Here is a 26,838-nt window from a genome sequence, read left to right on the forward strand (position 1 = left end):
TTTTTGCCTAGTGGGTTTTTGGACGTTCATACCGCACTGTGAGCATACATTCGCGTTAGGCTTAAGTTGATGACCACAATGTTTACAAAATTTCATTTAAATTCTCCTCTTGTAAATTTCAAAACATATTCATAGATTCCAAATCATTGAGAAATGAAGTCGTAAGGCTCTCCCCGAACACATACAAAATGACCGCTAACAGCGTCAGAACAATCAATGCTCCATAAAATGTATCCAGTCCGCCTGTAGAATCTTTCAGAAATAAATGCACCGTATACACAATGGCAAGATTAAAAGCCGTCATTGCCGCGAACAGAAAAATAATGCCCAATGAAAGAACATTCACCAATGTTAATAGTAAGGAAAGGATTAAAATAGCAAGCGGAATGACCATCATCGAACCAAATGATGCAACCAACCGTTGAAAGGACACCGATGATTTCCCCATTTTGACAACGACAAACATTCCGCCAATCGTTAAAGCGAGAAAAATCAATAGGTAAATGATCGGAGAAACCACAGGCACATCAGGACTCCATGGAGACAATGTTGACACAATTGATGTAAAAATTAACGGTAGGATGATTGCAACTAGCGCAATGGTGATAATGCCGTAGATCATCTGATTTTTCGTTCCGGTAATAGCACTCGCAGCATTAAAAGGGGATTTTAGTGCAGTTAGGAAAAAGGTCCAGTAATTGTATAAATTTTCCTTTACTTGATCAAAATCCGCGTTCCCTTGCTCTTGTTCTGGTTCTCGCTCTTCTATTGTGCCGGCACTTTCTGCACGGGCCGCCTCAATAATTTCATCATGACGCTGTACCTTCTGTCCACAATGTTCGCAAAAATTATCATCTACACTCAACTCATAATGACAAGCATGACATTTCATTGCATTCGCTCCTCTCAAAAATTCATTTCCTCCCAGGACACAGTCCGAATGTGCTAATTCGATATCCTGAATAATTCACAGAAATCTTTGGGTTAATGACTGGCATTTGTGCGCAAAGACTTTCAACTCATTTGGAAATTCACCCAATAAATGAAAAAAATCCTTATCTGTTAGCGTGTAATTACGCCGAAAGGATTCTCCTAATGACCACTTTATCGCACAAAAGCCTTGATTTCAATCGTTAGACTATATTATCCAATAGAGAATTCAGTGTTCGATAAAAAAATCAGTTTTTTTCCATGAAATCGTTTATCTATATGTTCAGCTATTATTTCCGCCACACCGGACCCTTCCGGGACTGTTTTTCAAATTGATGGGCGATGTTATGGTGACCGAAACTGAAGTGACGGCAATTGTTCAGTCGTCATGAACGGTTTATGGCACCCGAAACCAAGGAATCACATCGAACCTGGTTGTCATGAACGGGTCATGGCGCCCGAAATCACGGAATCGAGGCGCGTACGGTCGCCATGAGATCAATGCCAACGATCCACCGCCATCAGCGCATCCGGCAGCGCCTGTACAATCTGCGAAGCGGTCATCGTTTCCGCCGGAACACCGCGCTGAAGCAAATCATCCGCGCAATATCCGTGCAAATGAACAGCGGTGGAGACCGCCGGTTGCACCTCTCCATAGCGGGCAACAAACGCAAGCATCATGCCCGTGAGCACATCGCCGGAGCCGCCTTTTGCCAGGCCGGCATTGCCGGTATCGTTGATCCATGTTTCGCCGCCCGGTGTCGCGACTAGTGTGCAAGGCCCTTTCAAAACGACATACACGCCGTACTCACGCGCGAACGTTTCCGCGACCTCAAAGCGACGACGATTCACCTCTCCCGGTGTCGCATCAATCAACGCCGCCATCTCTCCCGGGTGAGGGGTAATAATGAGCGGGTGTTCACGCTCTCGCACATTTTCAAGCATCTCGGTCAACATGTGCAAGCCATCGGCGTCGATGATGAGCGGACCCTTAAAATGATCGATAAGGGTCGCCAGTGTTTCCCGCCCCTGGACGCCGAAGCCAATGCCGGGTCCGATCGCGATACCATCTTTATTTTCATAAAAGGGTTCGATTTTATCATCGCGGGCAAAATAAGTCGCTTCCGTAACATGAGCGGCGACCGTGGGCATCACGGCCCGGGGGGCGTTGACGGTTGTTAAGCCGGCGCCGGCATTCACCGCTGCGCCCGCGGTTAAGGCGGCTGCTCCCGGCATCGTTTCGCTCCCGGCGATGATGCCGACTTTTCCGTGGGTACCTTTATGGGAATCGGCTGATCGTGGCTGCCAATGGGCGTTGACGTCCGCCGGCATCCAGACCGCCCGCTGCGTTGAAACAGTTTTATCAAGGGCACGCGGAGGGATACCGATGGGCACGATCTCCGTCTCGCCGTAAAACGCCCGTCCGGGATACGTGTAGTAACTCAACTTCGGTTGCTGCAAGGTAATGGTACGGTCGGCCACAAGGGCGTCCTCGGGCACCGGACTGTCATCGCCGGGAATCCCGCTCGGTAAATCGACGGCGACGACGTCCGCCTCAGCTTCGTTGACTGCCTGAATGATCTCGCGGTACGGCTCCCTGATGGCGCCGGAAATCCCGGTCCCGAGCAATGCGTCAACGACAACATCCGCTTTTTGAAAAAAAACCGGATCAAACGCTGCCCATGTGTACCCGGCACGCTCGTACAATTCTTTGTGCCATTTTGCATCGCCTTTCAACTTTTCCTCAGGAGGAATCAAGCAAATGTCGACGGATCGGCCCATATCCTTGAGTGTGCGGGCGATAACGAAGCCGTCGCCTCCATTGTTGCCGGTTCCGATCAATACGAGAAAACGTTCATCGGCCCCATAATGGGCAAGCAATCGCTCGGCCACCGCCCGTCCGGCGTTCTCCATCAACATTGCTCCTGGCATGCCGAGCGCCTCGATCGCGTAGCGGTCCACGTTTCCCATTTCTTCTCCGGTTACGACTCGCAAGAAATCAAGCCTCCTTTTACTGTTCGACGAGAAATCCTTTCGATTTTAACGCTTGTTTCGCCTCTTCGATTGTTTGCCCGTCGTCGGCTTCCACCGTATGAAGGTGCAACCCGTCGGTGAGATCGGCAAGCAACGACGCTTCTTGTTCATTCATCAACTGTTGAAACCGTTCCACATCTTTGCGGCTTTTAATCATTAATTGGCCGGAAAGCTCCCCGTAAGCGGCGTGTTCCACAATTACGTTTTTGACAAGAATGCCGTGGTCGACGAGAATATTCAATTCCTCCGCCAACTCCGCTTTCGTATGTCGGCAAGCAATAACGCCTGTCGCTTTTTCCGTATCGGTCCGGGGCCGATTATAAATGTAGCCTTGCGGAGTGGCGATAATCGGGTAATTCGCCGCTTTTAACAGCGAGATGTCCTGGACGATGACTTGTCGGCTCACCCCGTGCTTTTCTGCCAAAGCCCCTCCTTTTTGCGGCTCGGTTTCCTCTCTTAATACATTGGCAATTTGCTTGCGGCGTTCATCGCCGCTTATTTTTTTATCATTAGGCATTTTTCGTTCTCCTTGATCGAATGTTCGTCAATTGCATCGCCGCCTCATCGATTTCGGCAAAGCTTGTCTCATGGCTGAATGAAAGGCGGACGAATGTGCGTGCCGTGTCAAAGCTGTGGCCGAGGGCAAGCAACGTTTCCGGAGGCCCGTGATCGCCACTGCGACAGGCGCTTCCCGTCGCGATCGCGATTCCTTGCCGATCACACGCGAGCATCGCCTCCTGCCCTTCCATTTCCGGCAAACAAAGCCCGAGAATGTATGGCGATTGTTTTTCCTGTGCGCTTTCCCCAACCACCTGGTATTCAACCGGCAATTGTTCTGCCATTTTAGCACGTAACGCACGTAAATGCGTGTTCGCTTCCCGCCTTCTTTTCATTTGTACATCCGCAGCTTCGGCAAACGCCGCGATGGCAGGTCCATCAGCGGTGCCCGAAGGAAGGCCATGAGTTGGTTCAACCGTTGTGGAAAAAAAGACAGCCCCAAGCCCTTTCGGGCCATGAATTTTATGAGCGGCTGTGCTGATCGCCGATAAACGCGCATCTTGCATCGGAATATGAATTTTCCCGTAAGACTGCACGCAGTCGCTGTGGAAAGGAACATCGGCACGGGCGAGCACCGTTCCGATGGCGCGAATATCGCGAATCGTACCGATCTCATGTTGAACGTGGGCAAATGTCGCGAGAATGGTGTCCGGCTTGATTCGCGTTTCGACGTCTATCGGGTGAATGTTTCCGCGTTCATCGACAGGGACATTTTCCACATGCAGCTTCGGATATTGCTCGTCGAGGGTGCGCAAATAATCTCGAATCGATGGGTGTTCTGTGCGGCATGTAAGGATGTGGCCTTGAAAATGTTTCGCGCTTAAGAAGCGATGGATGACGTGTTGGTTGGCCTCCGATCCGCTGCGGGTGATCGTGACGCTTGCGTCATCGATCGTTTGTCCCAGTGTGGCAAGTGCTGCCTGCAACACATTGGCTGCGTCCGTTCCACGGGTATGAAGACTGTTGGCGTTTCCGTAATAATTGCCGGCAACTTCGTGGTACACATGCAGCGCTTCCGGACCCATTGGCGTTGTCGCCGCATAATCCAAGTATATCATGTATGTTAATCCTTTCTTTTGAAAAGTGAACTATTTTACATCTTGTCACAGCCTTTATTTTATGTAAAGATAAGTGTAAAGACACATAATGTGAATAATTGAGCAAGGGAGCGAGATGAATGTGAGCAAAGAAGCGTTTGATGTCCTCATTATTGGGAGCGGCTTGGCGGGATTGGTCGTTGCCGAAACGATCGGCCGGCACTTAGATGTCGGTATTTTTTCAAAAGGGCAAACAATTGATAGCAACTCTTATCGGGCGCAAGGAGGTGTGGCCGCGGCGATCACAACGGAGGATTGTTGGGGAAACCACTGGAAAGACACATTGGAAGCGGGGGATGCGCACAACGATCCGGGCACCACCGCTACGTTAACGAAAGCGGGACGGGATGCCGTTCAAATGCTCGTCGAGTTGGGGGTGCCGTTTGATCGGGATGACCGTTCTCGTTTACAACTCGGCAAAGAAGGTGCACATAAATATCCTCGTATCGTGCATGCCGGTGGGGATCGAACCGGGGCGTCGCTCATCCGTACGTTACATAAGCGGGTACGTAAACATGTGCAATTTTTCAACGAAGAAACGGTGTTATCGATATTAAAAGAAAAAGGCAATTGCGTTGGCGTGAAAACGGTAGACCGACAAAGCGACATTCATTTCCGATATGCCGCCCACCTCGTGCTCGCGACCGGAGGCGCGGGTCAGTTGTTTACACAAACGACGAATCACCCCTTTGCCACCGGGGATGGCTACGCGCTCGCTTATCGTGCCGGGGCGATCTTGCGGGATATGGAGTTTATCCAGTTTCATCCGACGCTTCTTGCGACAGAAACAGGAACTGCCGGTCTGATTACGGAAGCAATACGGGGTGCCGGTGCCCAATTGGTGACAGTGGACAATCATCGATTGATGGCGAACCATCCGAAAGGAGATTTAGCGGGACGCGATGTCGTTGCCCGCGCGATTCACACTGCGAGACGCCACGGCGAAGACGTGTTTCTCGACGTCACGCCGGTTTCAAATCTGGCAGAACGTTTTCCCGGCGTCGCTTCATTGTGTGAAACGTACGGCTACTCGTCTCGCGTGCCCGTTGCGCCCGGCGCACATTTTATGATGGGTGGAGTCGTTGCAACGCCTGATGGGGAGACGAACGTTTCCGGATTGTACGCCGTCGGTGAAGTGGCATCGACAGGAGTGCACGGGGCGAATCGGCTGGCGAGCAATTCGCTATTGGAAGCGGTCGTTTTTGGTCGCAGGGTTGGTCGTAAGTTGTTGGAGCGACCGGGGAAGGTTTTTGGGAATCCGGTCGAACAACCGCTAAAAAAGTCGCCTTCGCCCCCAACGAAGACCGAAATCAGGCAGATGATGGATGAGGCATGCGGGGTCACTCGCGACGAGCAAACGTTACGAGAGGCCGGTGATTTTTTCAGATTATCTTTTCAATCAAGCTTTAAAAGTGACGATCCGGAAATTCAAGAGCGCCACAACATGTCCCTCGTTGCCGGGATGATTACAAACGCTGCCTTAAGGCGCACGGAATCACGCGGCAGCCACTATCGGGAAGATCATCCGGGCAAAGATGCTTCATGGCAGGGCGTATCGCTCAAACATAGGCAGAAGGAGGAGGTGCCACAAAATGAACCTTTTAAAAGCAAAAGAACAGCTCCAATCATTTTTTATTGAAGACATTGGGGAACGTGATGTTTCAACAGGGTGGCTTGAGGGCGAAACGACAACTGTTGATGTGATAGCCAAACAATCCGGAACCCTCGCAGGCATTGCATTGTTGTCGATTGGGTATCCATTATTGGATGAAAAAGTGGATGTTACTGTCTATAAATCAGATGGAACTAAGATTAATGAAGGGGAACTTCTCGCGCGAATCAAAGGACCGGCGGTGTCTATTCTCAGTGGCGAGCGTGTTCTTCTTAACCTCATTCAGCGTATGAGCGGGGTTGCTACAGCGACAGCACAGGCGAAGGCTGACCTAAGTGATCCCGGGATCCGGATCTGTGATACCCGTAAAACAACACCGGGGTTGCGAATGTTCGAAAAATATGCCGTTCGTTGCGGAGGAGGCGTCAACCATCGGTACGGTCTTTATGATGCGGTCATGATTAAAGACAATCATATTGATGCCTGTGGAGGTTCTATCCACACAGCGGTTCAAAGAGCAAAAGCAACCGTCGGTCCGCTTGTGAAAATTGAAGTGGAAACCCGCGATGAACAGGAGGTCGTGGACGCTGTGGCTGCGCAAGCGGATGTGATCATGTTTGACAATGCACCTCCTGACGTCGTGCGTCATTGGCAGAGCCGCATCCCGAAAACGATCACAACCGAAGCATCTGGGGGCATTATCCCTGAAACGCTCCCCGGTTATCGCGGCTGCGGCGTAGACTTCATCTCGCTCGGTTATATCACGCATTCCGTTCAAGCTTTGGATATCAGTATAAACCATATGAAGGAGGAAGCATATCGTGTCTTTACTTGATGCTATAAAAAAAGAAACAATGCCTGAAAAATATCAAGAAATGGATGAACAAACGTTGCAAACACGTGCCCGGGAAGCACGGGAAACACTCGAAGATCGTCTATTTATCCCCGGTCATCATTATCAGCGTGATGAAATCATTGCTTTCGCCGATGCAAGCGGTGATTCATTGCAATTGGCGCAACGCTCAGCCTCAACTACCGCCGATTACATCGTGTTTTGCGGCGTGCATTTTATGGCTGAGACGGCGGATATTTTAACGACAGATGAGCAAAAAGTGATCTTGCCCGATATGCGCGCCGGTTGTTCCATGGCTGACATGGCAGATATTCATCAAACCGAGCGTGCGTGGCAAGCACTAACCGAGCAATTCGGTGATACAATTCTGCCGCTCACCTATGTAAACAGTACGGCGGCGATCAAAGCCTTCTGCGGGCGTCACGGTGGAGCGACGGTTACGTCTTCAAACGCGTCGGCGATGATCGAAGAAGCACTCACACGTAAAGAACGGTTATTATTTTTGCCGGACCAGCATCTTGGCCGTAACACGGCCTATGATCTTGGTATTCCACTCGAGCAGATGATTGTCTGGGACCCGATTCGGGAAACATTTGAGGGCGAACCTCATAATGATATTAAAGTGATTCTTTGGAAGGGTCACTGTTCGGTTCACGAGAAGTTCACGGTCGATTATATGGAAAAATTGCGCGGGGAATATGACGACTTGCAAGTGATTGTGCATCCGGAATGCAGCTGGGAAGTCGTCCAAGCCGCGGATCTGGATGGATCAACGAAGAAAATTATTGATACGATTGCCTCTGCACCGTCCGGCACCACCTGGGCAATCGGAACGGAAATGAACCTCGTGCAACGGCTTGCGAGCACACATAAGGATAAAACCATCATGTCCCTAAATCCGAACATGTGCCCATGCCTCACGATGAACCGCATCGACCTTGCTCATTTCACGTGGTGCTTGGAAGAACTCGTAGAAGGTAGAGTCGTCAATGAAATAAGTGTCGATGAAGCGACCGCAACACAAGCGCGCACCGCTCTGAATCGTATGCTACACGCCTTCGCGGTTTGAGTGAAATTCCCTCGATATTTCCCGGGAAATGTCGAGGGAATTTTATTTCGTAAAGGCGGAAATTAGCACTATTTCCCTGGGCGTGCCCGCGTAATTATGATACAGTCTCTTTAAAAGAAAGCGGAGAGAGGCTCCTGGAACACATTTCGGAGAGGATGTGGTTCAAATAGGAAGGATCAGACGCACAGGAGGCGTGTAGCCGAACGTACAACCGATAGGGTGACGCGGAAATTTTTCAAATAGCTCGGCGTTTTCTTCGTAATGAATTGTATAATCGCGTGTAATCCATTGTGTTTTTCATCATTTGAAGTCGGAAAGGAGAGAGGACAAATGGAGGAAACGACCAGGGACGTTGCAAAGACAGAGCGGCTGTTCTCCATTCTTACTTTACTAAGGGACAACGCGACGGTGACGGCAAGGGAACTTGCCGAATACTGCCATACGACGGTGCGAACCATTTATCGTGATATGAAAGAGATTGACGCTTTGGGGTATCAATACATCACGGAAGGGAGATATGGCTATCGATTGCTCCAGAACCCTAATTCACCTATTCGTTATTTGTCAAAAGAAGAATGGCTCGCACTAACCGTCTATCCCCAAATGTCTCAGGACATGACTGTGCGGGATCATCCATACCACCGTGCGTATCGTTCCGGAATCGAAAAAATGAAGGAAATCACAAAAGACCGTGATTCTGGGGATGTAACAGCATTAAGGCAGGAACTCGGCAATCGCATTCGGTTCCATGACCAAGCCGGGGAAAAAGATACAAACCGTGTGATGCCATCGCTTTTTCACTCGATCACGGAAAATAAGGTGCTCGAAATCGAATACTACGCCATCTATCGTGATCAAGTTTCCCACCGCAATATTCATCCTTACTTCATTATTCCGCGCAGCGGTCATCTTTACGTCGTTGGTTATTGCGCGACTCGGGAAGATTATCGTATTTTTCGGCTTAATCGGATCCATGGTGCACGTGTTGGGGATGAAACGTTTACGATGGAGGAAGATTTCAACATCGATGACTACTTATCCGCCCGTTGGTCGATTTTCGCCGACGATGAGGAGGAGACGACGTTCGTCGTACGTTTTCATGAAGACATCGCTCGCTACGTAAAGGAATTCAACTTTTACGCAGATACTGAATTGAAAACTGAAGGAGATGGTTCGTTGCTGCTCACGACGACGTTGCAAAGTACAAAAGAGTTTCTCCGCTGGGTGCGGGGTTTCGGTCTCGATGCTGAATTGTTGGAGCCTCAATACATACGTGAAGAACTACACGCCTTTTTTAAACAGCAAAGCGAGCGATACAAACCGTCTTGAGAAAAAAATAAAATTTTTCCTCACCCCTGACAGTAGTTGTCACCTTCACCCCTATAATAGAAAGCAGATCAACAACATCAATGATAGGGGGAAATGAAGAATGAAAAAATGGATGGTAACACTTGGACTCAGTATGACGTTGGTGGCGGTTGCGGCATGTGGGGCGAGTGAAATTGAAGAGGTCGAAGATGACGGAGACACGGAAGTGTCAGCGGAAGAGGATGATGATGTAGATCAAGCTGAGGATGCTGATGAGAATGAGGGGGCTGAAGATGAAGAAACCGAAACGGTAGAAGAAGAAATATCGATCGGTGACACCATGAACTTTGATGGGCTTGATATTACATTAAATGATGCTTACACAAGTGAAGGTGGCGAATTTGAATCACCGGATAATGATCATTATGTCATTCTTGATCTCACGATTGAAAACACGACTGATGAATCCGCAGACATCTCAACAATGCTACAAATGAGTCTTCAGGATGACGAAGGTTATACTCATGACGTAACGATATTTACGGAAGCGGATGGTTCTCTCGATGGCGAAATTGGTCCTGATCGTGACAACCGCGGGGAAGTTCCATTTGATGTAAATGAATCAGACGAATATGAGTTCATCTTTGAAAATCCGTTCACAAGCGGGCAAGCCATTTGGACGATTACGGATATTTAATAAAAGAAATACGGGGTCGTTGCTCAAAAAAGCAGCGGCCCTATTTTCGTGCGTATAGTATCAGTACCGGTGTTTGATATACTTGAAATCTATTGGGAAGAGCTCTAGATCCCAACTTAATTTAAGGGGCAAAATCGGGCTTGTTGTACCATTGGAAGTTACTTTCCTTCCGCTAGTGCAGAGTGGTTGGGAGCAGCCGTCAAGGCTGAGAATCTAATGGAGTGAGAGTCTCCTATTGTTAATTGACCGATTCAGACAATTAGCATATCCGATGCGTGAGGAGGTAACAAATCACGTTCTGCTCGGAAGTAAAAGTCGCGGCGGCCTGTATGACACAGAGAATGCAAGGTCGCAACCCAATAGAAAGCTAATAGGTGAGTAAACTTGCCATCAATGGGTGAACGTGGGTGTCGCCACTTAAGCCTACGGTGACGAAAGAAGGCTCATCTATGATTGATCCAAGGTCAGAGCCGGACTCGGGAAATCCGACTGTCCGGGACCGTAGGGGGCTTCAGGAAACGTGGCCAATTTGGTGCGCGCGCCTGACTTCTATCCCGACAATTAATAACGCGCCTTCGATGATTTGTCTTTTTACCCCTTCCAGCGTCCCTCAAATAAAGGATTATTCTATTTTAAAGGACGCTAGGCCCTTCCAGCGTCCTTCGAATAAAGGATTATTCTATTTTAAAGGACACTATGGAGTTATGTCAATAATACGAGCACAAAAATTGGTGCCTTTTCAGTCTTCAAGTTTCAAGCGACTCTTCTCCAAATCCGCCGCCTTTGACAGCTGTTTCGGTTCGTGGTGTGCATCTGATGGCGGCTGGAAGAAAAAACTCATGTTAGCATCAGCCGCATGCTTAGGATACCACGAACCGATCGATTCACACGATCCTGCGGCCGGGGGCCCCGATCCCCAACCGTCGGATCGCGGAATCGGGCACAGCTGTCAAAGGTAAAGTTCACGGCTCCCAGCAATAACGATCATGCTTGTTTTCCGCGTTTTTCGTTACGCCGTCGTATCGCCTCCTTGAGCTTGTCTATACTGCCGTTCGAATTGGTTAGGCGACACATAGCCAATGGTGGAATGCGTGCGTTCTTCGTTGTAAAAGCAGGCAATATACTCCCAAACGCTCATCTTAGCCTCCTCCCGTGTATCGTAGGTTTCATGCGCAAGCAGATCTTTTTCGATGGTTGCATGAAAAGACTCGATGCACGCATTGTCATAACAATCGCCTTTCCGGCTCATACTTGTGCGCATGCCGTGTTCCCGGAGAATGGCCTGGTAGTCATGGGACGCATATTGGCTCCCCCGGTCCGAATGATGGATGAGTCCCTCTTGCGGCGGTTGAAGGCGCATAGCCCGATGTAGGGCAGTCGTAGCCAGTTCTTTCGTGAGACGGTGACTGATATTCCAGCCAATGACCTTTCGAGAAAATAAGTCCATCACTGATGCTAGATAAAGCCAGCCTTCCCGGGTCCAGATATAGGTGATATCCGCCACCCAAGTCTCGCCGGGCTGCTCCGTATGAAAATCTCGTTTAAGCAGGTTGGGATAAATCGGTTGATGATGATTGGAATCCGTTGTCTTTTTCCCTTTCTTACTGGCGCTCTTTGGACGAAGCCCATATTCTCGCATATAAGTCGAGACCGTTTTCTGTGTGACCGTTAAGCCTTGTTTATACAGTTCCATCGTTATCCGCGGACTCCCATACGTTTTTCGGGATTGAACGAAGATTTCTTTTATGGCTTCGACGATGGATGCCTTCCGCTGTTTTTGCGAGCATTGCGCACGGTTACGCCATTCATAATAGCCGCCTCTGGAAACACCTAAAACCTTGCACATCTTCGCCACACGAAACTCGTGTCGGTGTTCCTCGATGAAGGCATAGATTACGCCTGGTTTTTGGCGAAGAAGGCCGCCGCCTTTTTTAGAATCGCCACTTCTTCTTCCAATTCCTCAATTCGTTTCATATCCCTTTGATGCTGCTCTTCCGCTGGCGTGAGATAACCGTTTCCGAAAAGGGCGTCTCCCTTGTCCTCCCGATAATTTCTCACCCAATTTTCCAGCGTGCTATCGGAGATCCCATGCTCTCTCGCGACATCCGCTCGCTTTTTCCCCTCCTGAACGATGAGTTTCACCGCATACCGCTTAAATTCTATATCATGATGTTGCACTATCGGCACACTCCTTTAGATCCATTGTAACAACGCACCAATTTTGTGTGTCCAACTTTTATTCTACCTCCAACTAGGCCTTCCAGCGTCCCTCAAATTAAAGATTATTCTATTTTAAAGGACGCTAGACCCTTCCAGCGTCCCCCAAATAAAGGATTATTCTATTTTAAAGGACGCTAGGCCCTTCCAACGTCCCTCAAATAAAGGATTATTCTATTTTAAAGGACGCTAGACAATCCACATCGTCCCCCTGTTTGATAAATCATCCTGTTTAAAGGTACGAAAATCCATGTTTCTACTTTGCTCTGCATTAGAGAAGCACTCGTCCTTCTCTAATGTTCCATCAAGCTATTCACCGATACACTTTGTTCTTTTTCCGGTTGATCAACCGGAAAAATACGCGCGGTCCCGTTTTCTTCATCCACGTGCTGAATATAGATGGGGGTTCCTCCATGTGTCACATGTTTCATATCCGGCGAGTGTGCAATTTCTTGCGCTCGTTGTTCATCCAAGAATTCCTGCCTCCTTTTCCCGTGTAGCATGTGTCGTCCTTCGTCATCTTATGCTGCATTTTTTGTTCTGAAATAATAGATGACGAGCAGCGCGGCAACTGTAACTTCCGCTAGCGGAACGGCGAACCAGGCAGCGTTTGCGTTGTTGAATATGACAGGGAGTGTGAAAAGAAAAAGAAGCATAAACACAATGCCGCGTCCGGCGGTGATGAGTACTGCTTTTTTTACATGCCCAATCGATTGAAAATACGTCATCGCAACAAAGTTTAACCCTAAGAAAAGATACGAAAGAAAAAAGAGTCGAATCCCGGTTGTCGCGAGTTCCGCGACTTGTTCCGGTAGATTTCCGAACACTTGGATGATCACATTCGCGCCCGTCTGCCCGAGAATCATGAAAACAATTCCGACCGCTGTCCCCGTTATAAGGCTTAAACGTAACGCTTCTCTTTTTTTATCTGTCGCGTTTGCCCCGTGAAAATAACTAATGACCGGTTGTACGCCTTGCCCTAACCCGAGAAACAGGAGCAGCATCATCGTGTGCACGTAGTTAATGACGGAAAATGCAGCAACTCCATCGGTTCCGAGCAGCCATGAAAATGCGACATTGTGTGCGATTGTGAAAATGGATATACCTAATTCTACGAGAAAACTCGGGAATCCAAGTGCAATGGTGATCATGAACAATGCTTTTTCGAAGCGAATCTTCACGAACTTGAGGTTGTTTTTCTTTTGAAAGAAATGAATGCTAAGAACGAGCAACCCTAATCCTGCTGCTATCATGGTCCCGAAGGCGATTTCCCGCAGCCCCCAACCTAGGATATAAAGTATAATGAAATTCATGACAAAGTTGGAAACAGCTGTTGTAATCAAGGCGGCCATGGCGAGTGTTGGGCTGCCATCATTACGGACGAAAATGCTGCAAGCGTTCTCCAAAGTTAAAATAAGGCCAAACACTAAAAAGACGTTCAAGTATGCGGATGCATAGGGAGCGGTTTCCGCATTGGCGCCAAGGGCAAAAACGAGTGCTTCATGAAAGGTCAACGCGGTTACACAGACAATGGCTGTTAATGCAATGATTAACATGACTGAGTGGGAGAAAATCTGGCGTGCCCGTTTATGTTCGCCGGCGCCCATCCGTTGCGAATAAAGGGTTGCCCCTCCTACGCCGATCCAAATCGATATTCCGACAAAAAGGGTATATACCGGACTTGCAAGATTAATGCCTGCGAGCGACAGCGCCCCCAACTTGTTGCCGACCATGACCGCATCGACGACGTAATTCACCGCCATTAACATCATGCCGATCATAGACGGGAAGAGGTAACGAAATAGTACTTTCCGAACGGGTTGTATGTCTAAAGGATTGGAAGTTGCAGTTGTCATTGATAAAGGCTCCAGTTCACGAATGGTATCTAACATAGTTTAGCATTTGCTGGATGATGCATACGTATAATTTATTGAAAAATGATTACTCCTCTTCGCTGTGATACAAATGTTCTTCCAGTTGCTCCCTAATTCGCGTGGGAATAGGCTCTGATTTCTTTTCCATATGGTTATAATTCACATAAATTGCTGTGCCCTTTGCACAGAGGATGCTGCCTTGGTGAATCTCTTCATATAGCTCAAGGCTTGATGTTCCGATTCGTTTCACCCATGTGTACACGTCAACATCCGTTCCAAAATAAATCTGGCTCCTATAATCAATCGAGGTATGGAGGATAATCATTCGCCAATTTTCAAATGAATCATCCGGTGTAAATAATTTAAAAATAGGATTTCGTGCTGCTTCCAACCAGACGGGTAAGACGGTGTTATTAATGTGTCTGACACCGTCTGTTTCAGAAACCCTCGGTTCTATTATTTTTCTGTACATATTCTCTCCTCCATAATGTCTACTAAAATGTAATGATGATCCGGGAGGACTCCCCGGTAGCAAGTTTATCAAATCCTTTATTAATTTCCTCCACCGAGTGGCTTTCGGTCACTAATTGATCGACCTGAAGACGCTCCTGTTTAAATAAGTCGATAAATCTCGGGACGTCTCTGTCCGGAATACAACTCCCGACATAAGAGCCTTTCAAGGTTTTTTCTTCCGCTGTTAAACTGACATAGGGAAAGGAAAAGTGATGCTCCGGATGCGGGAGTCCTGTCGTTACGGTCGTTCCCCCGCGTTTTGTAATTTTGTAAGCAACCTCCATAGCCGGTACGGCTCCTGCTGTTTCGAAGACATAGTCGAGACCGCCGTCGGTTGCTTCTCGTATTTGTTCGACGACCCCTTCCTTAGCAGAATTGAACGTTTCAGTGGCTCCCAGTTCCTGTGCCAAAGCCAATTTTTTATCATTAATATCCAGGGCAACAACCTTTCCGGCTCCGGAAGCCCTTGCACCGATAAGCGCGCTTAACCCAACCCCGCCAAGTCCTACAATGGCCACTGTTTCACCCATGTTTATGCCTGCAGTATTCACAACCGCACCAACCCCTGTGATTACTGCACAGCCGAATAGGGCCGCTTGTTCAAACGGAATGTCTTTATCCACTTTTACCAACGACTGTTCAGCGACAACCGCATATTCGGAAAACGCCGATATCCCTAAATGGTGATGAATCAATTCATCTTCGGCATGTATCCTTTTTCCTCCAGTTAGCAACGTCCCCTCATTATTTGATTTTGCTCCATTCTCACATAAGGCGGGGCGTCCTTCTTTGCATGGGAGGCACTGTCCGCAGCTTGGGATGAATACACATACAACATGGTCACCGGGTTCAAAATCATTGACGCCTTTCCCTGTTTCGACGACAACCCCGGATGCTTCATGGCCCAATGCCATTGGCAAGGGTCGTGGTCTGGAACCATTAATAACCGATAAATCAGAATGGCAGAGACTTGCTGCTTTGATTTGTATTAAGACTTCTCCCTGTTGCGGGGGATCTAATTCCAATGTTTCGATGGTTAGGGGGCGGCTTTGTTCATAGGGAGATGGGGCTCCTGATTCGCGCAGTACCGCTGATTTCATTTTCATATAAAACGTCTCCTCTCTGTTATTCATTTTCTGACTGTGGTGCAGCAAACAAAAAATGTCCGAAGCGAATGGTTAACCTCGGACAAGCGTAGGAGGCGTCCGGCTCAACCTCCCTATTATATTCACGCCATTTGCTCTTTTTTGACGGTAATCACATCGCAAGAGGAGCGGCGTACCGATGATTCGGCCACGCTACCGGTAAAAAAACGAGAAACTGCGTGTTGACCCGTTTCTGCTGTGATCAGAAGGTCGCAGCTATTTTCAACCGTGAGGACGCGGGGGATTTCAAGACGCGGATTCCCGGAACGCAAGATTGTTTGTACATCTTTCAATCCTTGGTTTTCTGCTTGCTCTTTGTATTTTTTCAACATATCTTCCGATTCTTTTTGGACTTCTGCCACGTAAGAGTGTTGATAGAAAGCGATATCCTTTGCGAAGGTCCCCCATTCCGATATATGGGCGATGGTTAGCTTAGCCTGATGAATGCTAGCCAACTCTATAGCTTTTGCCAACGCTTTTTCTGCTTGTTTGGAGCCGTCAACCGCTACGAGAATTCTCCGGTAGAGCGTGGTGCTTGTTTTGTTTTTAACGGTGAGGACATCACAGGGGGAGCGGCGTATACATGCTTCCGTTACACTTCCGATGATCATTCGTTCCGCTGCGTTCCTTCCGCTCTCCCCAACAATCAATAAATCGATGTTATATTCTTTCGTCATTTTATCCGGAATCTCAAAACGGGGATTCCCGTTCCATAAAATGGTTTGAACTTGTTCCAAACCGGCATCTTCTGCTTCCTTTTTTGATTTTTCCAACAGCTCCTCGGCCGTCTTATTGTATTGGGACTGTAGCTCACCGTGATGAGGACCTGCCATAGTGGGGAAACTTCTTGCATCAATCACATGGCTGATCAAAAGAGCGGAATTGTAGTGTTTCGCCAAGTCAATCGCTTTTGTCAATGCATGATTGGACGGTTTAGAGCCGTCAATGGAAACGAGAATGTGCTTGTACATAAGTTTGGCCTCCTTGTGCTAGACTTGCATCATTGTTTTTGGACATAAAAAGAACGACCGTTCTATCCTCCTCACATGTTTTTTCATTATTATATCATTTTCTGCACATTCCCCATAATTTTTTATTTAATATTCTATACCCTTTTTCTCATAACCTGAATCATTACCGAAAAAAACTGTCAGGTGTCACTTTTCATAGATTTATAAGTAAAAAATATCTATGTATGATAATAAAGTGTTATCGTCGTGACAATATCCAACAAATTATCAGGGAATCTCCTGCAATGAATCGGGACATTCCCTAATACCCCCGGAGACGTTCCCTTTCCTATAATAAAAGTATCACGAATTTTAAACAAAGAATGCATATAGAACTAATACTTTCCGGTTGCAATTGTGTTTAGCCTTCTCGTCGTGACGCCTTTGTGGACGTTTATGCCACAATAAATGGGGTATACAATGATTAGTCCTGTCAAAATTTCAACCATTCGGTTATCCCTGAACTGTGTGTATCCCTATATTTTTAGTACAAAACAAAAAGCGCTCGGCGCAACTTATTTTAAAAACGTTTTGTGCCCTGAGCGCAGCGAAAGGAATGGCTATAACCATGTACAAACAAATACTGGCCGTCGTTGATGGGTCCGAGCAATCGAATCAAGCATTAAAAAAAGCAAGCCGCACTGCTGAACGACATGGTGCCGGCCTTGTCATTGGTCATGTGCTTGACACGCGCAGTTTTTCAAGAGCAAGCCCATATGGGGATTCCCTGTGGAATGAAATCCAAAAGAGCGCAGATGAATTACTGGAAAATAGTAAAAAGCAAGCCGAAACGTTTGGGGTAAAAAATGTCCAAACGGTTGTTTCCTCCGGGAACCCCCGGGTTGAAATCCCGGAAAGATTCGTCGATGAATATGGCGTAGATTTATTAGTTGTTGGAGGAAGCGGGTTGAACACGGTGGAACGGATATTGGTTGGGAGCGTAACGGAAGCGTGTGTACGTCGGTCATCCAGCGATGTTCTTACCGTTAAAGATGAGTCGGAGGAAAACTCGTATCGAAACATTCTTGTGGCCGTGGACGGTTCCGAGCAATCGGAGCAAGCGTTGGAAAAAGCGATTAATGTCGCAAAAACACACGGAGCGACGCTTAAAATCGCGCATGTAGTCGAAGTCCAAGGAGGGCCTTATACCTATGATTTTCTAGTGATGCAACGAATCGAAGAATCCGATAAAGATACTGAACAAAAGGAAATGCTGGAAAAATACAAACAAAAGGCAGAGGAGCAAGGAGTCGAGGATGTCGAGACCATTCTCCATTACGGAAACCCACGGTTGGAAGTGCCAAACACGCTAACCGTTCAAAATGACATCGACTTGCTCGTCACTGCGGCGACCGGGCGTGGTGCATTGAAACGGTTTTTCACCGGCAGTGTGGCCCATGCTTCCATTCATCACACACCTGCTGATATTCTCACGGTGAGAACATAATGGCTGCGCGATGTGAAGAGCAAGATATCCAAAAAGGGGGAAAACCATTGGTACAGTACACAGATCAATTTGCGGCTACGGGAAGACCAGTGGCTGAAGGGGCAAGGGGAGCAGTGACTTCTCCGCATTATTTAGCGACACAGGCAGGAAAAAAAATCCTTGAAAAAGATGGGCATGCAGTCGATGCGGCGATTGCCGTTAATTCTGTCCTCTGTGTCGTTCTCCCGCATATGTCAGGATTGGGTGGCGATTTGTTTTCGCTCGTCTGGGACCAGTCCGAAAATAAAGTTCAAGCCTTAAACGGTAGCGGTTCCTCGGGCAGCCAAGTAACAAGGTCTGTTTACATACAGAAGGATCTTGACAAAATTCCGGAACGCGGACCTTTATCAGCAAACACCGTTCCCGGTACCGTCGATGCATGGTGGGCCCTTCATCAATGCTACGGAAAGGTGGAATGGGCTGCATTATTTGAAGATGCGATTTATTATGCAGAAAATGGGTTTCCACTCACGGAGAAAACGAGCAAATTTATTGCGGAAAAAGCGGATATTTTAAGTGCTTACCCAGAGACGAAGAAAACGTTCTTTGTTAATGGATCCCCTATACAAGCAGGTGAGATTTTTGTTCAGCCTGACTTGGCATGGTCTTTCAAGCAAATCGCTAGAGATGGCAGAAAGGCTTTTTATGAAGGAGTGATTGCGGATAAAATCATCGCTTCTTTGGAAAAGCATGGCGGTTTATTAGTCAAAAAAGATTTTGAGGATCATCAAGTCGACTGGGAAGATCCGATTTCTACGAATTATAGGGGATACGACGTTTATCAAGTGAAGCCAAATACACAAGGCATTGCCGTGCTTATGATGTTTAATATGCTTGAGAGCTATGATATGACTTCGATTGGCGATGGGACAACCGATTATTATCATCTATTGGCAGAGACCGCCAAATTAAAGTTTCGATATAGGGATGAATGGGTGACAGATTCGAGATCGATCACCATTCCTTACGACTTATTACTCTCAAAAAGCCTTTCTAAAAAAGTACGCACCCATTTGTCATGGGAAGAAGTTTATAGCCTCGATGATTTGGAAGAACTTCCGGAAATACAAGGGAGCCGGGATACCGTATACCTTAGTGTTGCTGATGGAGAGGGCAATGGCGTTTCTCTGATTCAAAGCATCTACCATGAGTTTGGTTCCGGGTTTATACCGGAAGGGAGCGGTATTCTATTACAAAATCGCGGATCGTACTTCAGTCTTAAAGAGGATCATATAAACACTTTAGAACCGAATAAACGTACATTTCACACGATTATTCCTGCAATGGCCTTAAAGGATGGCAAGCTTTTTATGTTGTTCGGATCAATGGGCGGTGAGGGACAGCCGCAAACCCAGTGTGCCCTATTTACTCGAGTCGTTGATTTCGGTTATAACATGCAACAGGCCATTGAAGCCCCTCGTTGGTTGTACGGGAAAACATGGGGTGCGGACAGTACGACACTGAAACTGGAAGAAAGAATATCCGCCAAGACAATGGATGAACTGATCGATCGAGGCCACACGGTAGAAAAAGTAGAAGCCTACTCCCAACTGATGGGACATGCGCAAGGAATTGTCGTTGATCATGATCGCGGAGTATACGCCGCCGGTGCAGATCCGCGCGGAGATGGCATAGCCTTGAGCTGGTAAGGAGTTCCCCTTTTAAACCAATGGGGGAAAGCAAAATAAGGCAAGGCAAGGAGTTCCTTGTCTTGCCGTCAAAAATCCTATTTCATCATAATGAGGGAGGACTCCCGATTGGAAAGTAATTTACCGGTAGATCTCTTGCACTGGTCGCTTGCAATTGCCCCAATGATATTGCTCCTATTGATGCTTGTCGTTTTTAGGTGGTCCGGCGGTACCTCGGGCTGGATCGCGATGGGGATTGCGGCATCTCTATCTATTTTTATATTCCAGGCCCCTTTCGATAATGTGGCGGTTGGATTTGGAAAAGGCCTATGGGAGGCTTTTTATATTTTGCTCGTCGTATGGACAGCGTTATTGCTTTATCGTACGACCGAGCAATCAGGATCATTCAAAGTGATCAGGCATGAGATACAAAACTATAGTGAAAATTATCTGTTTCTAGTGCTTGGATTTGGCTGGGTTTTTTCCTCTTTCCTGCAAGGTGTGGCAGGCTTTGGAGCCCCGATTGCGATTGTTGCCCCTCTTTTGGTCGGTATAGGTGTAAAGCCGATTCCCGCGATCGTTATCCCTTTAATCGGGCATGCCTGGGGAAAAATGTTTGGGACCCTTGCCCTTGGGTGGATCGCGACGACAAATGTCGTACATATTGAAAATCAAGTATTGACGCTTTTCTATACGGGCGTATTGTTATGGATCCCCATTGCCATTGGCGGTTTTATGATCTGTTGGATATTTGCAAAGGGCAAAGGGATCAAAGAGGGCTGGATTGCTGTTGTTGTCATTTCCTTGATACAAGGCGGTGGCCAACTTGCCCTTGTAACAGTTACCCCCGAATTAAGTGCGTTTATTCCTGCCACCTTGGCTTTAGGTGCCCTATTCCTACTGGGAAGAATGAAACGCTACAGTCAGAAAACAGGTCTGGAGAAGGAGACGACGATTCTTAAAGAAATGGATGACGACGAAGAAGGCAAACCGGACATTTCTCTTCATAAGGCATTTATGCCTTATTATGTGTTATCGGTCATATCGATTATCGGTATAGGAATAACGCCGGTCCAAGACTTTTTAAATCAATTTTCATTCGGATTTTCCTTCCCTGCAGTCGAAACGGGCTACGGTTTTGGGGTGGAGGCAGAAGAAGCTTACAACCCTATGGCTCCTTTCACCCATCCGGCATTCTTTTTGCTCCTATCATCTGTTTTCGCCTACATTTGGTATAAATATTTAGGGTTAATGAAAAAGGGGTCGATTAAAAATATATCTACAGGAGTGAAGAATGAGGCTTTAGGCGCAACCTTTTCGTTAACAGGATTTTTGGCCATGGCCATGATTATGGAAAATTCCGGTCAGACGAATGTGATCGCATTTGGGATTGCAGAAGTTTCAACGCCGGCTGTTTATGTTGGGATGGCAAATGTCATCGGAATCGTGGGGGCATTTATGACTTCGTCGAATACTTCATCGAATGTGCTTTTTTCTCCGCTGCACGGTGCAGTGGTTGACTCGATGGAACGTCTTTCTTTGCCACTTGTAATCGCGGCTCAATCCACCGGTGGGGCAATCGGAAATGTCATTGCGCCTGCCAATGTTATTCTCGGCACGAGTACGACAGGAGCACAGGGGAGAGAGTCCGAGGTTTATAGATCCGCGTTTGCCTTTTTATTAATTGTTGGTGTGATTGTTTCTGCAGTATCGATACTGTTCCACTTGTTGTTTGGTTAATAATAGGTGTTTCAGCGTGCGATGGAACTTCAGCAAGAAAAACCTCCTCTTGAGAGAGGGGGGCCGAACTTCAAAATCCCGATGCTTTAGCCGAGGGAGAGGCAAGCAAGCTTCGGTGAATGCCCAGCGCTATAGTTAAGAGAGAGGATTCTTCCTATGGAAAATCATTTACCAGTAGATCTCTTGCATTGGTCGCTCGCAATTGCCCCAATGATACTGCTCCTATTGATGCTTGCCGTTTTTAAATGGTCCGGCGGTATCTCGGGATGGATCGCCATGGGCGTTGCAACATTAGTTTCGTTTTTTATATTCCAAGCCCCTCTTGAAAATGTGGCAGTTGGATTTGGAAAGGGCATTTGGGAAGCTTTTTATATTTTGCTTGTTATATGGACGGCGCTATTGCTCTACCATACGACAGAGCGATCGGGATCATTTCGAGTGATCAGACATGAGATACAAAGTTATAGTGAAAACTATTTGTTTTTAGTGCTTGGATTTGGTTGGGTATTTGCCTCTTTCCTACAAGGCGTGGCGGGTTTTGGGGTGCCGGTTGTCGTTGTTGCTCCTCTTTTAATAGGAATAGGTGTTAAACCGATTGCCGCTATTGTCATCCCGTTAATCGGACATGCTTGGGCAAATACGTTTGGCACGCTTGGTGTTGCATGGATTGCAACCACAAATGTCGTGCACATTGAGAATCAAGTATTAACGCTTCTTTATACAGGCATATTGCTATGGATCCCAAATATTATTGCCGGGTTTGCGATCTGTTGGATATTTGCAAAGGGCAGAGGAATCAAAGAGGGCTGGATTGCTGTTGTTGTCATTTCCTTGATACACGGCGGCGGCCAGCTTGCCATTGTAACTTTTAATCCTGAATTGAGTGCATTTATCCCTGCCACTTTGGCTATAGGCGCTCTTTTCTTGCTGGAAAAAAGAACGGAAAGATATAGTCGAAAGACTGGTTTGGAGAAGGAAACAACGATTCTTAAAAAAATGGATGAAGAGGAAAAAGACAAACCGGCCATTTCACTCCATCAGGCATTTATGCCTTATTATGTATTATCCGTATCAACGGTTATCATGTTAGGAATAACGCCGATGCAAGATTTTTTGAATCAATTTTCATTTGGATTTTCTTTTCCTGCAGTCGAAACGGGCTATGGATTTCAGGTGGAGGCACAGGAGGCCTATAACCCCATGGCGCCTTTAACTCATCCGGCATTCTTTTTGCTCCTGTCATCTGCTTTCGCATACATTTGGTATAAATATTTGGGTTTAATGGAAAAGGAAGCGAAGAAAAATATAGTTACCGGTGCAAAAAATAATGCTTTAGGTGCAACTTTTGCGATAACAGGATTTATGACGATGGCGATGATTATGGAAAACTCCGGCCAGACGAATGTGATTGCATTTGGCATTGCAGAAGTTTCGTCACCGGCTGTTTATACTGCTATAGCAAGTGTAATCGGAATTGTTGGTTCCTTTATGACTTCATCCAACACCTCATCAAATGTGCTTTTTGCTCCTCTGCATGGTGCAGTGGCAGATTCGATGGAGCGTCTTTCCTTCCCTCTTGTGATCGCAACCCAGTCCGCCGGTGGGGCCATCGGAAATATTATTGCACCCGCCAATGTCATTCTTGGCACGAGTACGGCAGGTGCACAGGGGAGGGAGGCCGAGGTTTATAGAATTACGATTGTCTTTGTGTTCGTTGTGGGAGTAACTGTTTCCACAGCAGTGGTGTTGCTCCACTTTATATTTGGATAAAAAGGCTTCAGAGTTAGTCTCAAATCTGGTCATCTCTGTGATACACTACTATGAGAATTGTTCTTGGTTATTAGAAAAAAAGGAGGCAAACACATGTATAAGCAAATTCTTGTCGTCGTTGACGGGTCCGAGCAATCGGATCAAGCATTAGAAAAAGCAAGCCGCACTGCTGAACGATATGGTGCCGGTCTCGTCATCGGCCACGTCATTGACACGCGCAGTTTTCCAAAACTAAGTCTATATGGGGATAACCTGTGGGATGAGATCAAAAAGAGCGCAGATGAATTGGTTGAAAATAGTAAAAAGCAAGCGGAAGCACTTGGGATAAAGGATATCCAAACAATTGTGAAGTCAGGGAATCCCCGGGTTGAAATCCCGAAAACACTCGTCGATGAATATGACGCAGATTTATTAGTTGCCGGGGGGAGCGGGTTGAATACAACCGAAAGGATATTGGTTGGAAGCGTAACGGAAGCTAGTGTACGCCGGTCGGCAAGCGATGTGCTTACCGTTAAAGGTGAGGCGGATGCAACTTTATATCGGAACATCCTCGTGGCCGTGGACGGTTCCGAGCAATCGGAACAAGCATTGGCTAAGGCGATCGATGTGGCAAAGATAGCAGAAGCAACCCTTAAAATCGCGCATGTGGTTGAAGTACAGGGGGGCCCTTATACTTATGGGGCATTAGAGATGCAAAAGCATGAATCGGATGGGGAAGCACCGGATAAAGATACTGAACAGCAGGAAATGTTAGGAAAATACAAGCGAAAGGCGGAGGATGAAGGGGTAAAAGATGTTGAAACAATTCTCTATTACGGGAACCCTCGGACGGAAATTCCGCGTACCCTTACAGTTGAAAACGACATCGACTTGCTCGTTACCGCGGCAACCGGACGAGGTGCAATGAAACGGCTCTTTACCGGCAGTGTGGCCCATGCCTCCGTTCACCACGCGCCTTCCGATATTCTTACGGTAAGAAATGGATGACTTGAGTCTAGTGCAGGGTGGTTGGGAGCAGCCGTCAAGGCTGAGAATCTAATGGAGTGAGAGTCTCCTATTGTCAATTGACCGATTCAGACAATTAGCATATCCGATGCGTGAGGAGGTAACAAATCACGTTCTGCTCGGAAGTAAAAGTCGCGGCGGCCTGTATGACACAGAGAATGCAAGGTCAAAACAGCCTGTGCGGCGAGCAAACCTAGAGGCCAGAAGGCTTTAACGAATACTGCAGTCCTGAAAATGCACCCCTTCAGAAGCTGTTGAAGGGATAATGCGATTCGCCGACCTGTTCAGCCACTGGGGAAGGCCGAAGTCCTGTGGGAAGAAACGGTCAAAGGCACCACAGGAGAAGCCGGGATATGGGTTCTGGCATCTAGGGAAAGATTTTCAGAGATAACGACGGGAAGGTCCTACTTCCAGCTGGGACGACAACAACCAGCAAAGACCGGTCATATAAGGTAACAACGAAAGTGAACGGAGGATTTAGGATTGACGCATGAGGTCGTAGTAGCGAGGAGGAAGGGGTAATGCCCTTCTAAGGGTTTGTACATCCTTCAGCTTATGGTAACGCCGTGAGTTGAGCGAAGGGCCTCTGGGCACTTGGATGCTTTGAGGGCAAAGGACACAGAGACTTTAACAACCCAATAGGAAAGCTCATGGATGAGTAAACTTGTTATCAATGGGGGAACGTGGGTGTCGTCACTTAAGCCTGGGGTGACGAAGGAAGGCTCATTTATGATTGATCCAAGGTCAGAACCGGACTCGGGAAATCCGACCGTCCGGGATCGTAGGGGGGGCTTCAGGAAACGTGGCCAATTTGGTGCGCGCGCCTGACTATCTATCCCGACAAAATTTCCTGTTTCCCTAAGCATGCAACAAGCAACGATTCGTGCCCTAACGACTTCCGCTATCCCGCGTTAGGGCACGAATACTTATTTTGACACCATAATTATAGATGGTCGCCGTTTATTTACGACGTGGTGCACTAATTAATTCTAATGTACGTATGACGTTACCTTTTGCTAGATGAGCAATAAACCATTCATATCAAGGATTTTTATTTGTTTATTCGTGAGCTGTTGAATGACCCCTTGATCTTCAAGAACAGAAAGTCTGCGGCTAATCGTTTCAGGGGTGGTGCCCAAATAGGAGGCGAGGTCAGCTCTGGTCATTGGCAGTTCAAGTACCTCATTAATATTTTCCCTAATTGCCCATAGACGTTGATTGCCAGTAGACCTTGATGCTGATGGAATCGATCTTCGATTTTTTTGCGCAACCCACACAAGAAATGGGGTGAATGTCAAAAACGGCTTTTTTCATCTTTTATGCATCCTTTCCGGTTTTTTCTGAATTCTATTGAAATTGAAAAACCATCGTTAGAATCAAAATTAGACTGTGGGCGGCATGATGGAAAGCAGCGAGGTTGATTGGGCTAAACCCATCCGAAACATAAAAATGGCGGACGAGTGCAATGGCAACGAGAAGGGAAGCGATGACCAAAAGGGATTGGAAGATGAGCAAGCTACTCGTGTAGGCAGCAGCCAAGATAGCGATGAGTAGACGTATGGCATTTCTCTTGCCGATACGGATTGGCACCGTTCGACGCGTGGTGCTGTCTTTTTGGATATCACGAATATTATTCGTCAAGATCATGAGGCCTAAACTGGATAGGGATCGTTTCCCGGCAGAATAGCAATAACCGATCATGAGACCGACAACTCCGATGGGGATAATCCAAAAACTGCTCTTTGACGCGAGCCAAAGCGTTAGTGCGGAAACGAGCATCGTGAGTGCGATAGAAACATAAGGCACTTGTGCGTAGTGCGGTCCTCTAAGAGTGGCGGTATTCTTTAATGCCTCCCATTTCCCTTCTTCTTGGCCTTTCATATAATCAAAATAATCATTTAGCATGTTAACGGCTGCCTGGATCAGCAAGCTTGTGACGATTAGAACAATAAAAAGAAGAATATTAATCTCTACATACTGGGCCGCTAGTAATGTGCCGGCGGTAACAGACATGATCGAGCCTGTTAATGTCGGCGGGCGAATCATCCGAAACCAGGTTGCGTGATAGATATAGGCATCGGACATTTCCTTGTAACCGAATAATTGTGCCACTTTATCAACACTTCCTTTTTTACAGCATTACCATCAGGGTCAAAAGAATCGCAAACCCGAGTCCTTCGACGCTTTCCACTAGAGCCAAGATGATAAGCGCACGGTTTAACGGGCGGACGTGCCCCCTTTCAGCAGCCGTCCATAAACGGTTATTGGATAACATGTTTAATCCTCGACGGT

At 47.2% G+C, this 26,838-nt stretch carries 22 protein-coding genes and 1 pseudogene; 10 read left to right on the forward strand and 13 right to left on the reverse strand.

What is annotated here, in order from left to right; translation table 11 throughout:
- Positions 1–118: 118 nt before the first annotated feature.
- The 4 genes from HUG20_RS01800 to HUG20_RS01815 form a co-directional block, all read right to left on the reverse strand.
- The gene (locus tag HUG20_RS01800) at positions 119–892 is read right to left on the reverse strand and encodes a zinc ribbon domain-containing protein (RefSeq protein WP_200087364.1); all 774 of its coding nucleotides are present in this window, start codon (positions 890–892) and stop codon (positions 119–121) included.
- 536 nt (positions 893–1,428) lie between these two features.
- The gene (locus tag HUG20_RS01805) at positions 1,429–2,925 is read right to left on the reverse strand and encodes an NAD(P)H-hydrate dehydratase (RefSeq protein ID WP_200087366.1); all 1,497 of its coding nucleotides are present in this window, start codon (positions 2,923–2,925) and stop codon (positions 1,429–1,431) included.
- A gap of 16 nt (positions 2,926–2,941) precedes the next feature.
- Entirely contained in the window at positions 2,942–3,481 is a 540-nt protein-coding gene (locus HUG20_RS01810; protein WP_200087368.1) for a transcription repressor NadR, read from the reverse strand.
- Complete coding sequence (locus HUG20_RS01815; RefSeq protein WP_200087370.1) at positions 3,474–4,580, reverse strand: cysteine desulfurase family protein; 1,107 nt, start codon at positions 4,578–4,580, stop codon at positions 3,474–3,476. Before HUG20_RS01815 ends, HUG20_RS01810 begins: the two co-directional genes overlap by 8 nt.
- A gap of 121 nt (positions 4,581–4,701) precedes the next feature.
- On the opposite strand from HUG20_RS01815, the gene nadB reads away from it, so the two are divergent.
- From nadB to HUG20_RS01840, 5 genes are all read left to right on the forward strand, one after another.
- A complete protein-coding gene (nadB, locus tag HUG20_RS01820) occupies positions 4,702–6,258 on the forward strand; it encodes an L-aspartate oxidase (RefSeq protein ID WP_200087372.1) in 1,557 nt (518 codons plus the stop codon).
- Positions 6,212–7,066 carry a carboxylating nicotinate-nucleotide diphosphorylase gene (gene nadC / locus HUG20_RS01825; RefSeq protein WP_200087374.1) on the forward strand — a complete coding sequence of 285 codons (855 nt, stop codon included), beginning with the start codon at positions 6,212–6,214 and terminating at the stop codon, positions 7,064–7,066. The genes nadB and nadC overlap by 47 nt, the downstream gene beginning before the upstream one ends.
- Positions 7,053–8,153 carry a quinolinate synthase NadA gene (gene nadA / locus HUG20_RS01830; protein ID WP_200087376.1) on the forward strand — a complete coding sequence of 367 codons (1,101 nt, stop codon included), beginning with the start codon at positions 7,053–7,055 and terminating at the stop codon, positions 8,151–8,153. The genes nadC and nadA overlap by 14 nt, the downstream gene beginning before the upstream one ends.
- 330 nt (positions 8,154–8,483) lie before the next feature.
- Positions 8,484–9,482 (forward strand): helix-turn-helix transcriptional regulator, encoded by a 999-nt coding sequence (locus HUG20_RS01835; RefSeq protein WP_200087378.1) that lies wholly within the window; start codon positions 8,484–8,486, stop codon positions 9,480–9,482.
- Between the two features lie 100 nt (positions 9,483–9,582).
- Positions 9,583–10,158, forward strand: a complete 576-nt coding sequence (locus tag HUG20_RS01840) for a DUF4352 domain-containing protein (protein WP_200087380.1) — start codon at positions 9,583–9,585, stop codon at positions 10,156–10,158.
- A 1,009-nt stretch (positions 10,159–11,167) separates the two neighbouring features.
- Here HUG20_RS01840 and HUG20_RS01845 read toward each other — a convergent pair.
- From HUG20_RS01845 to HUG20_RS01875, 6 genes and pseudogenes are all read right to left on the reverse strand, one after another.
- Positions 11,168–12,339 (reverse strand): annotated as a pseudogene (locus HUG20_RS01845) (IS3 family transposase).
- A 329-nt stretch (positions 12,340–12,668) separates the two neighbouring features.
- Positions 12,669–12,848: a small acid-soluble spore protein H gene (locus HUG20_RS01855; RefSeq protein WP_200087382.1), complete on the reverse strand. Its 180-nt coding sequence runs from the start codon at positions 12,846–12,848 to the stop codon at positions 12,669–12,671.
- Positions 12,849–12,896: 48 nt separating this feature from the next.
- Positions 12,897–14,231, reverse strand: coding sequence for an MATE family efflux transporter (locus tag HUG20_RS01860; RefSeq protein WP_200087384.1), 1,335 nt, complete (start codon positions 14,229–14,231; stop codon positions 12,897–12,899).
- Between the two features lie 85 nt (positions 14,232–14,316).
- Positions 14,317–14,721 (reverse strand): acyl-CoA thioesterase, encoded by a 405-nt coding sequence (locus HUG20_RS01865; RefSeq protein ID WP_200087385.1) that lies wholly within the window; start codon positions 14,719–14,721, stop codon positions 14,317–14,319.
- Positions 14,722–14,743: 22 nt separating this feature from the next.
- Positions 14,744–15,868 carry a zinc-dependent alcohol dehydrogenase family protein gene (locus HUG20_RS01870; protein ID WP_200087387.1) on the reverse strand — a complete coding sequence of 375 codons (1,125 nt, stop codon included), beginning with the start codon at positions 15,866–15,868 and terminating at the stop codon, positions 14,744–14,746.
- A 122-nt stretch (positions 15,869–15,990) separates the two neighbouring features.
- Complete coding sequence (locus HUG20_RS01875; RefSeq protein WP_200087389.1) at positions 15,991–16,878, reverse strand: universal stress protein; 888 nt, start codon at positions 16,876–16,878, stop codon at positions 15,991–15,993.
- Between the two features lie 607 nt (positions 16,879–17,485).
- On the opposite strand from HUG20_RS01875, the gene HUG20_RS01880 reads away from it, so the two are divergent.
- From HUG20_RS01880 to HUG20_RS01900, 5 genes are all read left to right on the forward strand, one after another.
- Positions 17,486–18,364, forward strand: a complete 879-nt coding sequence (locus tag HUG20_RS01880) for a universal stress protein (protein WP_200087391.1) — start codon at positions 17,486–17,488, stop codon at positions 18,362–18,364.
- Positions 18,365–18,411: 47 nt separating this feature from the next.
- On the forward strand, positions 18,412–20,052 hold the full coding sequence (ggt, locus tag HUG20_RS01885) for a gamma-glutamyltransferase (protein WP_246476495.1): 1,641 nt from the start codon (positions 18,412–18,414) through the stop codon (positions 20,050–20,052).
- Positions 20,053–20,160: 108 nt separating this feature from the next.
- Positions 20,161–21,771, forward strand: coding sequence for an L-lactate permease (locus tag HUG20_RS01890; RefSeq protein WP_200087395.1), 1,611 nt, complete (start codon positions 20,161–20,163; stop codon positions 21,769–21,771).
- 156 nt (positions 21,772–21,927) lie between these two features.
- Positions 21,928–23,541 carry an L-lactate permease gene (locus HUG20_RS01895; protein WP_200087397.1) on the forward strand — a complete coding sequence of 538 codons (1,614 nt, stop codon included), beginning with the start codon at positions 21,928–21,930 and terminating at the stop codon, positions 23,539–23,541.
- Positions 23,542–23,634: 93 nt separating this feature from the next.
- Positions 23,635–24,528, forward strand: a complete 894-nt coding sequence (locus HUG20_RS01900) for a universal stress protein (protein WP_200087399.1) — start codon at positions 23,635–23,637, stop codon at positions 24,526–24,528.
- A gap of 1,034 nt (positions 24,529–25,562) precedes the next feature.
- On the opposite strand, the gene HUG20_RS01905 is transcribed toward HUG20_RS01900, so the two are convergent.
- From HUG20_RS01905 to HUG20_RS01915, 3 genes are all read right to left on the reverse strand, one after another.
- A complete protein-coding gene (locus HUG20_RS01905; protein ID WP_200087400.1) occupies positions 25,563–25,712 on the reverse strand; it encodes a helix-turn-helix domain-containing protein in 150 nt (49 codons plus the stop codon).
- Between the two features lie 181 nt (positions 25,713–25,893).
- On the reverse strand, positions 25,894–26,658 hold the full coding sequence (locus HUG20_RS01910) for a prenyltransferase (RefSeq protein WP_200087403.1): 765 nt from the start codon (positions 26,656–26,658) through the stop codon (positions 25,894–25,896).
- Between the two features lie 19 nt (positions 26,659–26,677).
- Positions 26,678–26,821, reverse strand: coding sequence for a hypothetical protein (locus HUG20_RS01915; protein WP_200087405.1), 144 nt, complete (start codon positions 26,819–26,821; stop codon positions 26,678–26,680).
- Between the last annotated feature and the right edge of the window lie 17 nt (positions 26,822–26,838).

This window comes from Salicibibacter cibi (genome assembly GCF_016495865.1).
GTDB classification, from domain to species: Bacteria; Bacillota; Bacilli; order Bacillales; family Marinococcaceae; genus Salicibibacter; species Salicibibacter cibi.

What these genes read in the sequence shown, in the direction of transcription:
- HUG20_RS01865 (WP_200087385.1), bottom strand. Translation starts at nt 14,721, where the DNA reads ATGTACAGAAAAATAATAGAACCGAGGGTTTCTGAAACAGACGGTGTC.
- HUG20_RS01870 (WP_200087387.1), bottom strand. Translation starts at nt 15,868, where the DNA reads ATGAAAATGAAATCAGCGGTACTGCGCGAATCAGGAGCCCCATCTCCC.
- HUG20_RS01905 (WP_200087400.1), bottom strand. Translation starts at nt 25,712, where the DNA reads ATGACCAGAGCTGACCTCGCCTCCTATTTGGGCACCACCCCTGAAACG.
- HUG20_RS01800 (WP_200087364.1), bottom strand. Translation starts at nt 892, where the DNA reads ATGAAATGTCATGCTTGTCATTATGAGTTGAGTGTAGATGATAATTTT.
- HUG20_RS01895 (WP_200087397.1), top strand. Translation starts at nt 21,928, where the DNA reads ATGGAAAATCATTTACCAGTAGATCTCTTGCATTGGTCGCTCGCAATT.
- HUG20_RS01860 (WP_200087384.1), bottom strand. Translation starts at nt 14,231, where the DNA reads ATGACAACTGCAACTTCCAATCCTTTAGACATACAACCCGTTCGGAAA.
- HUG20_RS01875 (WP_200087389.1), bottom strand. Translation starts at nt 16,878, where the DNA reads ATGTACAAGCACATTCTCGTTTCCATTGACGGCTCTAAACCGTCCAAT.
- HUG20_RS01915 (WP_200087405.1), bottom strand. Translation starts at nt 26,821, where the DNA reads ATGTTATCCAATAACCGTTTATGGACGGCTGCTGAAAGGGGGCACGTC.
- HUG20_RS01880 (WP_200087391.1), top strand. Translation starts at nt 17,486, where the DNA reads ATGTACAAACAAATACTGGCCGTCGTTGATGGGTCCGAGCAATCGAAT.
- HUG20_RS01835 (WP_200087378.1), top strand. Translation starts at nt 8,484, where the DNA reads ATGGAGGAAACGACCAGGGACGTTGCAAAGACAGAGCGGCTGTTCTCC.
- HUG20_RS01840 (WP_200087380.1), top strand. Translation starts at nt 9,583, where the DNA reads ATGAAAAAATGGATGGTAACACTTGGACTCAGTATGACGTTGGTGGCG.
- HUG20_RS01900 (WP_200087399.1), top strand. Translation starts at nt 23,635, where the DNA reads ATGTATAAGCAAATTCTTGTCGTCGTTGACGGGTCCGAGCAATCGGAT.
- HUG20_RS01815 (WP_200087370.1), bottom strand. Translation starts at nt 4,580, where the DNA reads ATGATATACTTGGATTATGCGGCGACAACGCCAATGGGTCCGGAAGCG.
- HUG20_RS01810 (WP_200087368.1), bottom strand. Translation starts at nt 3,481, where the DNA reads ATGCCTAATGATAAAAAAATAAGCGGCGATGAACGCCGCAAGCAAATT.
- nadC (WP_200087374.1), top strand. Translation starts at nt 6,212, where the DNA reads ATGAACCTTTTAAAAGCAAAAGAACAGCTCCAATCATTTTTTATTGAA.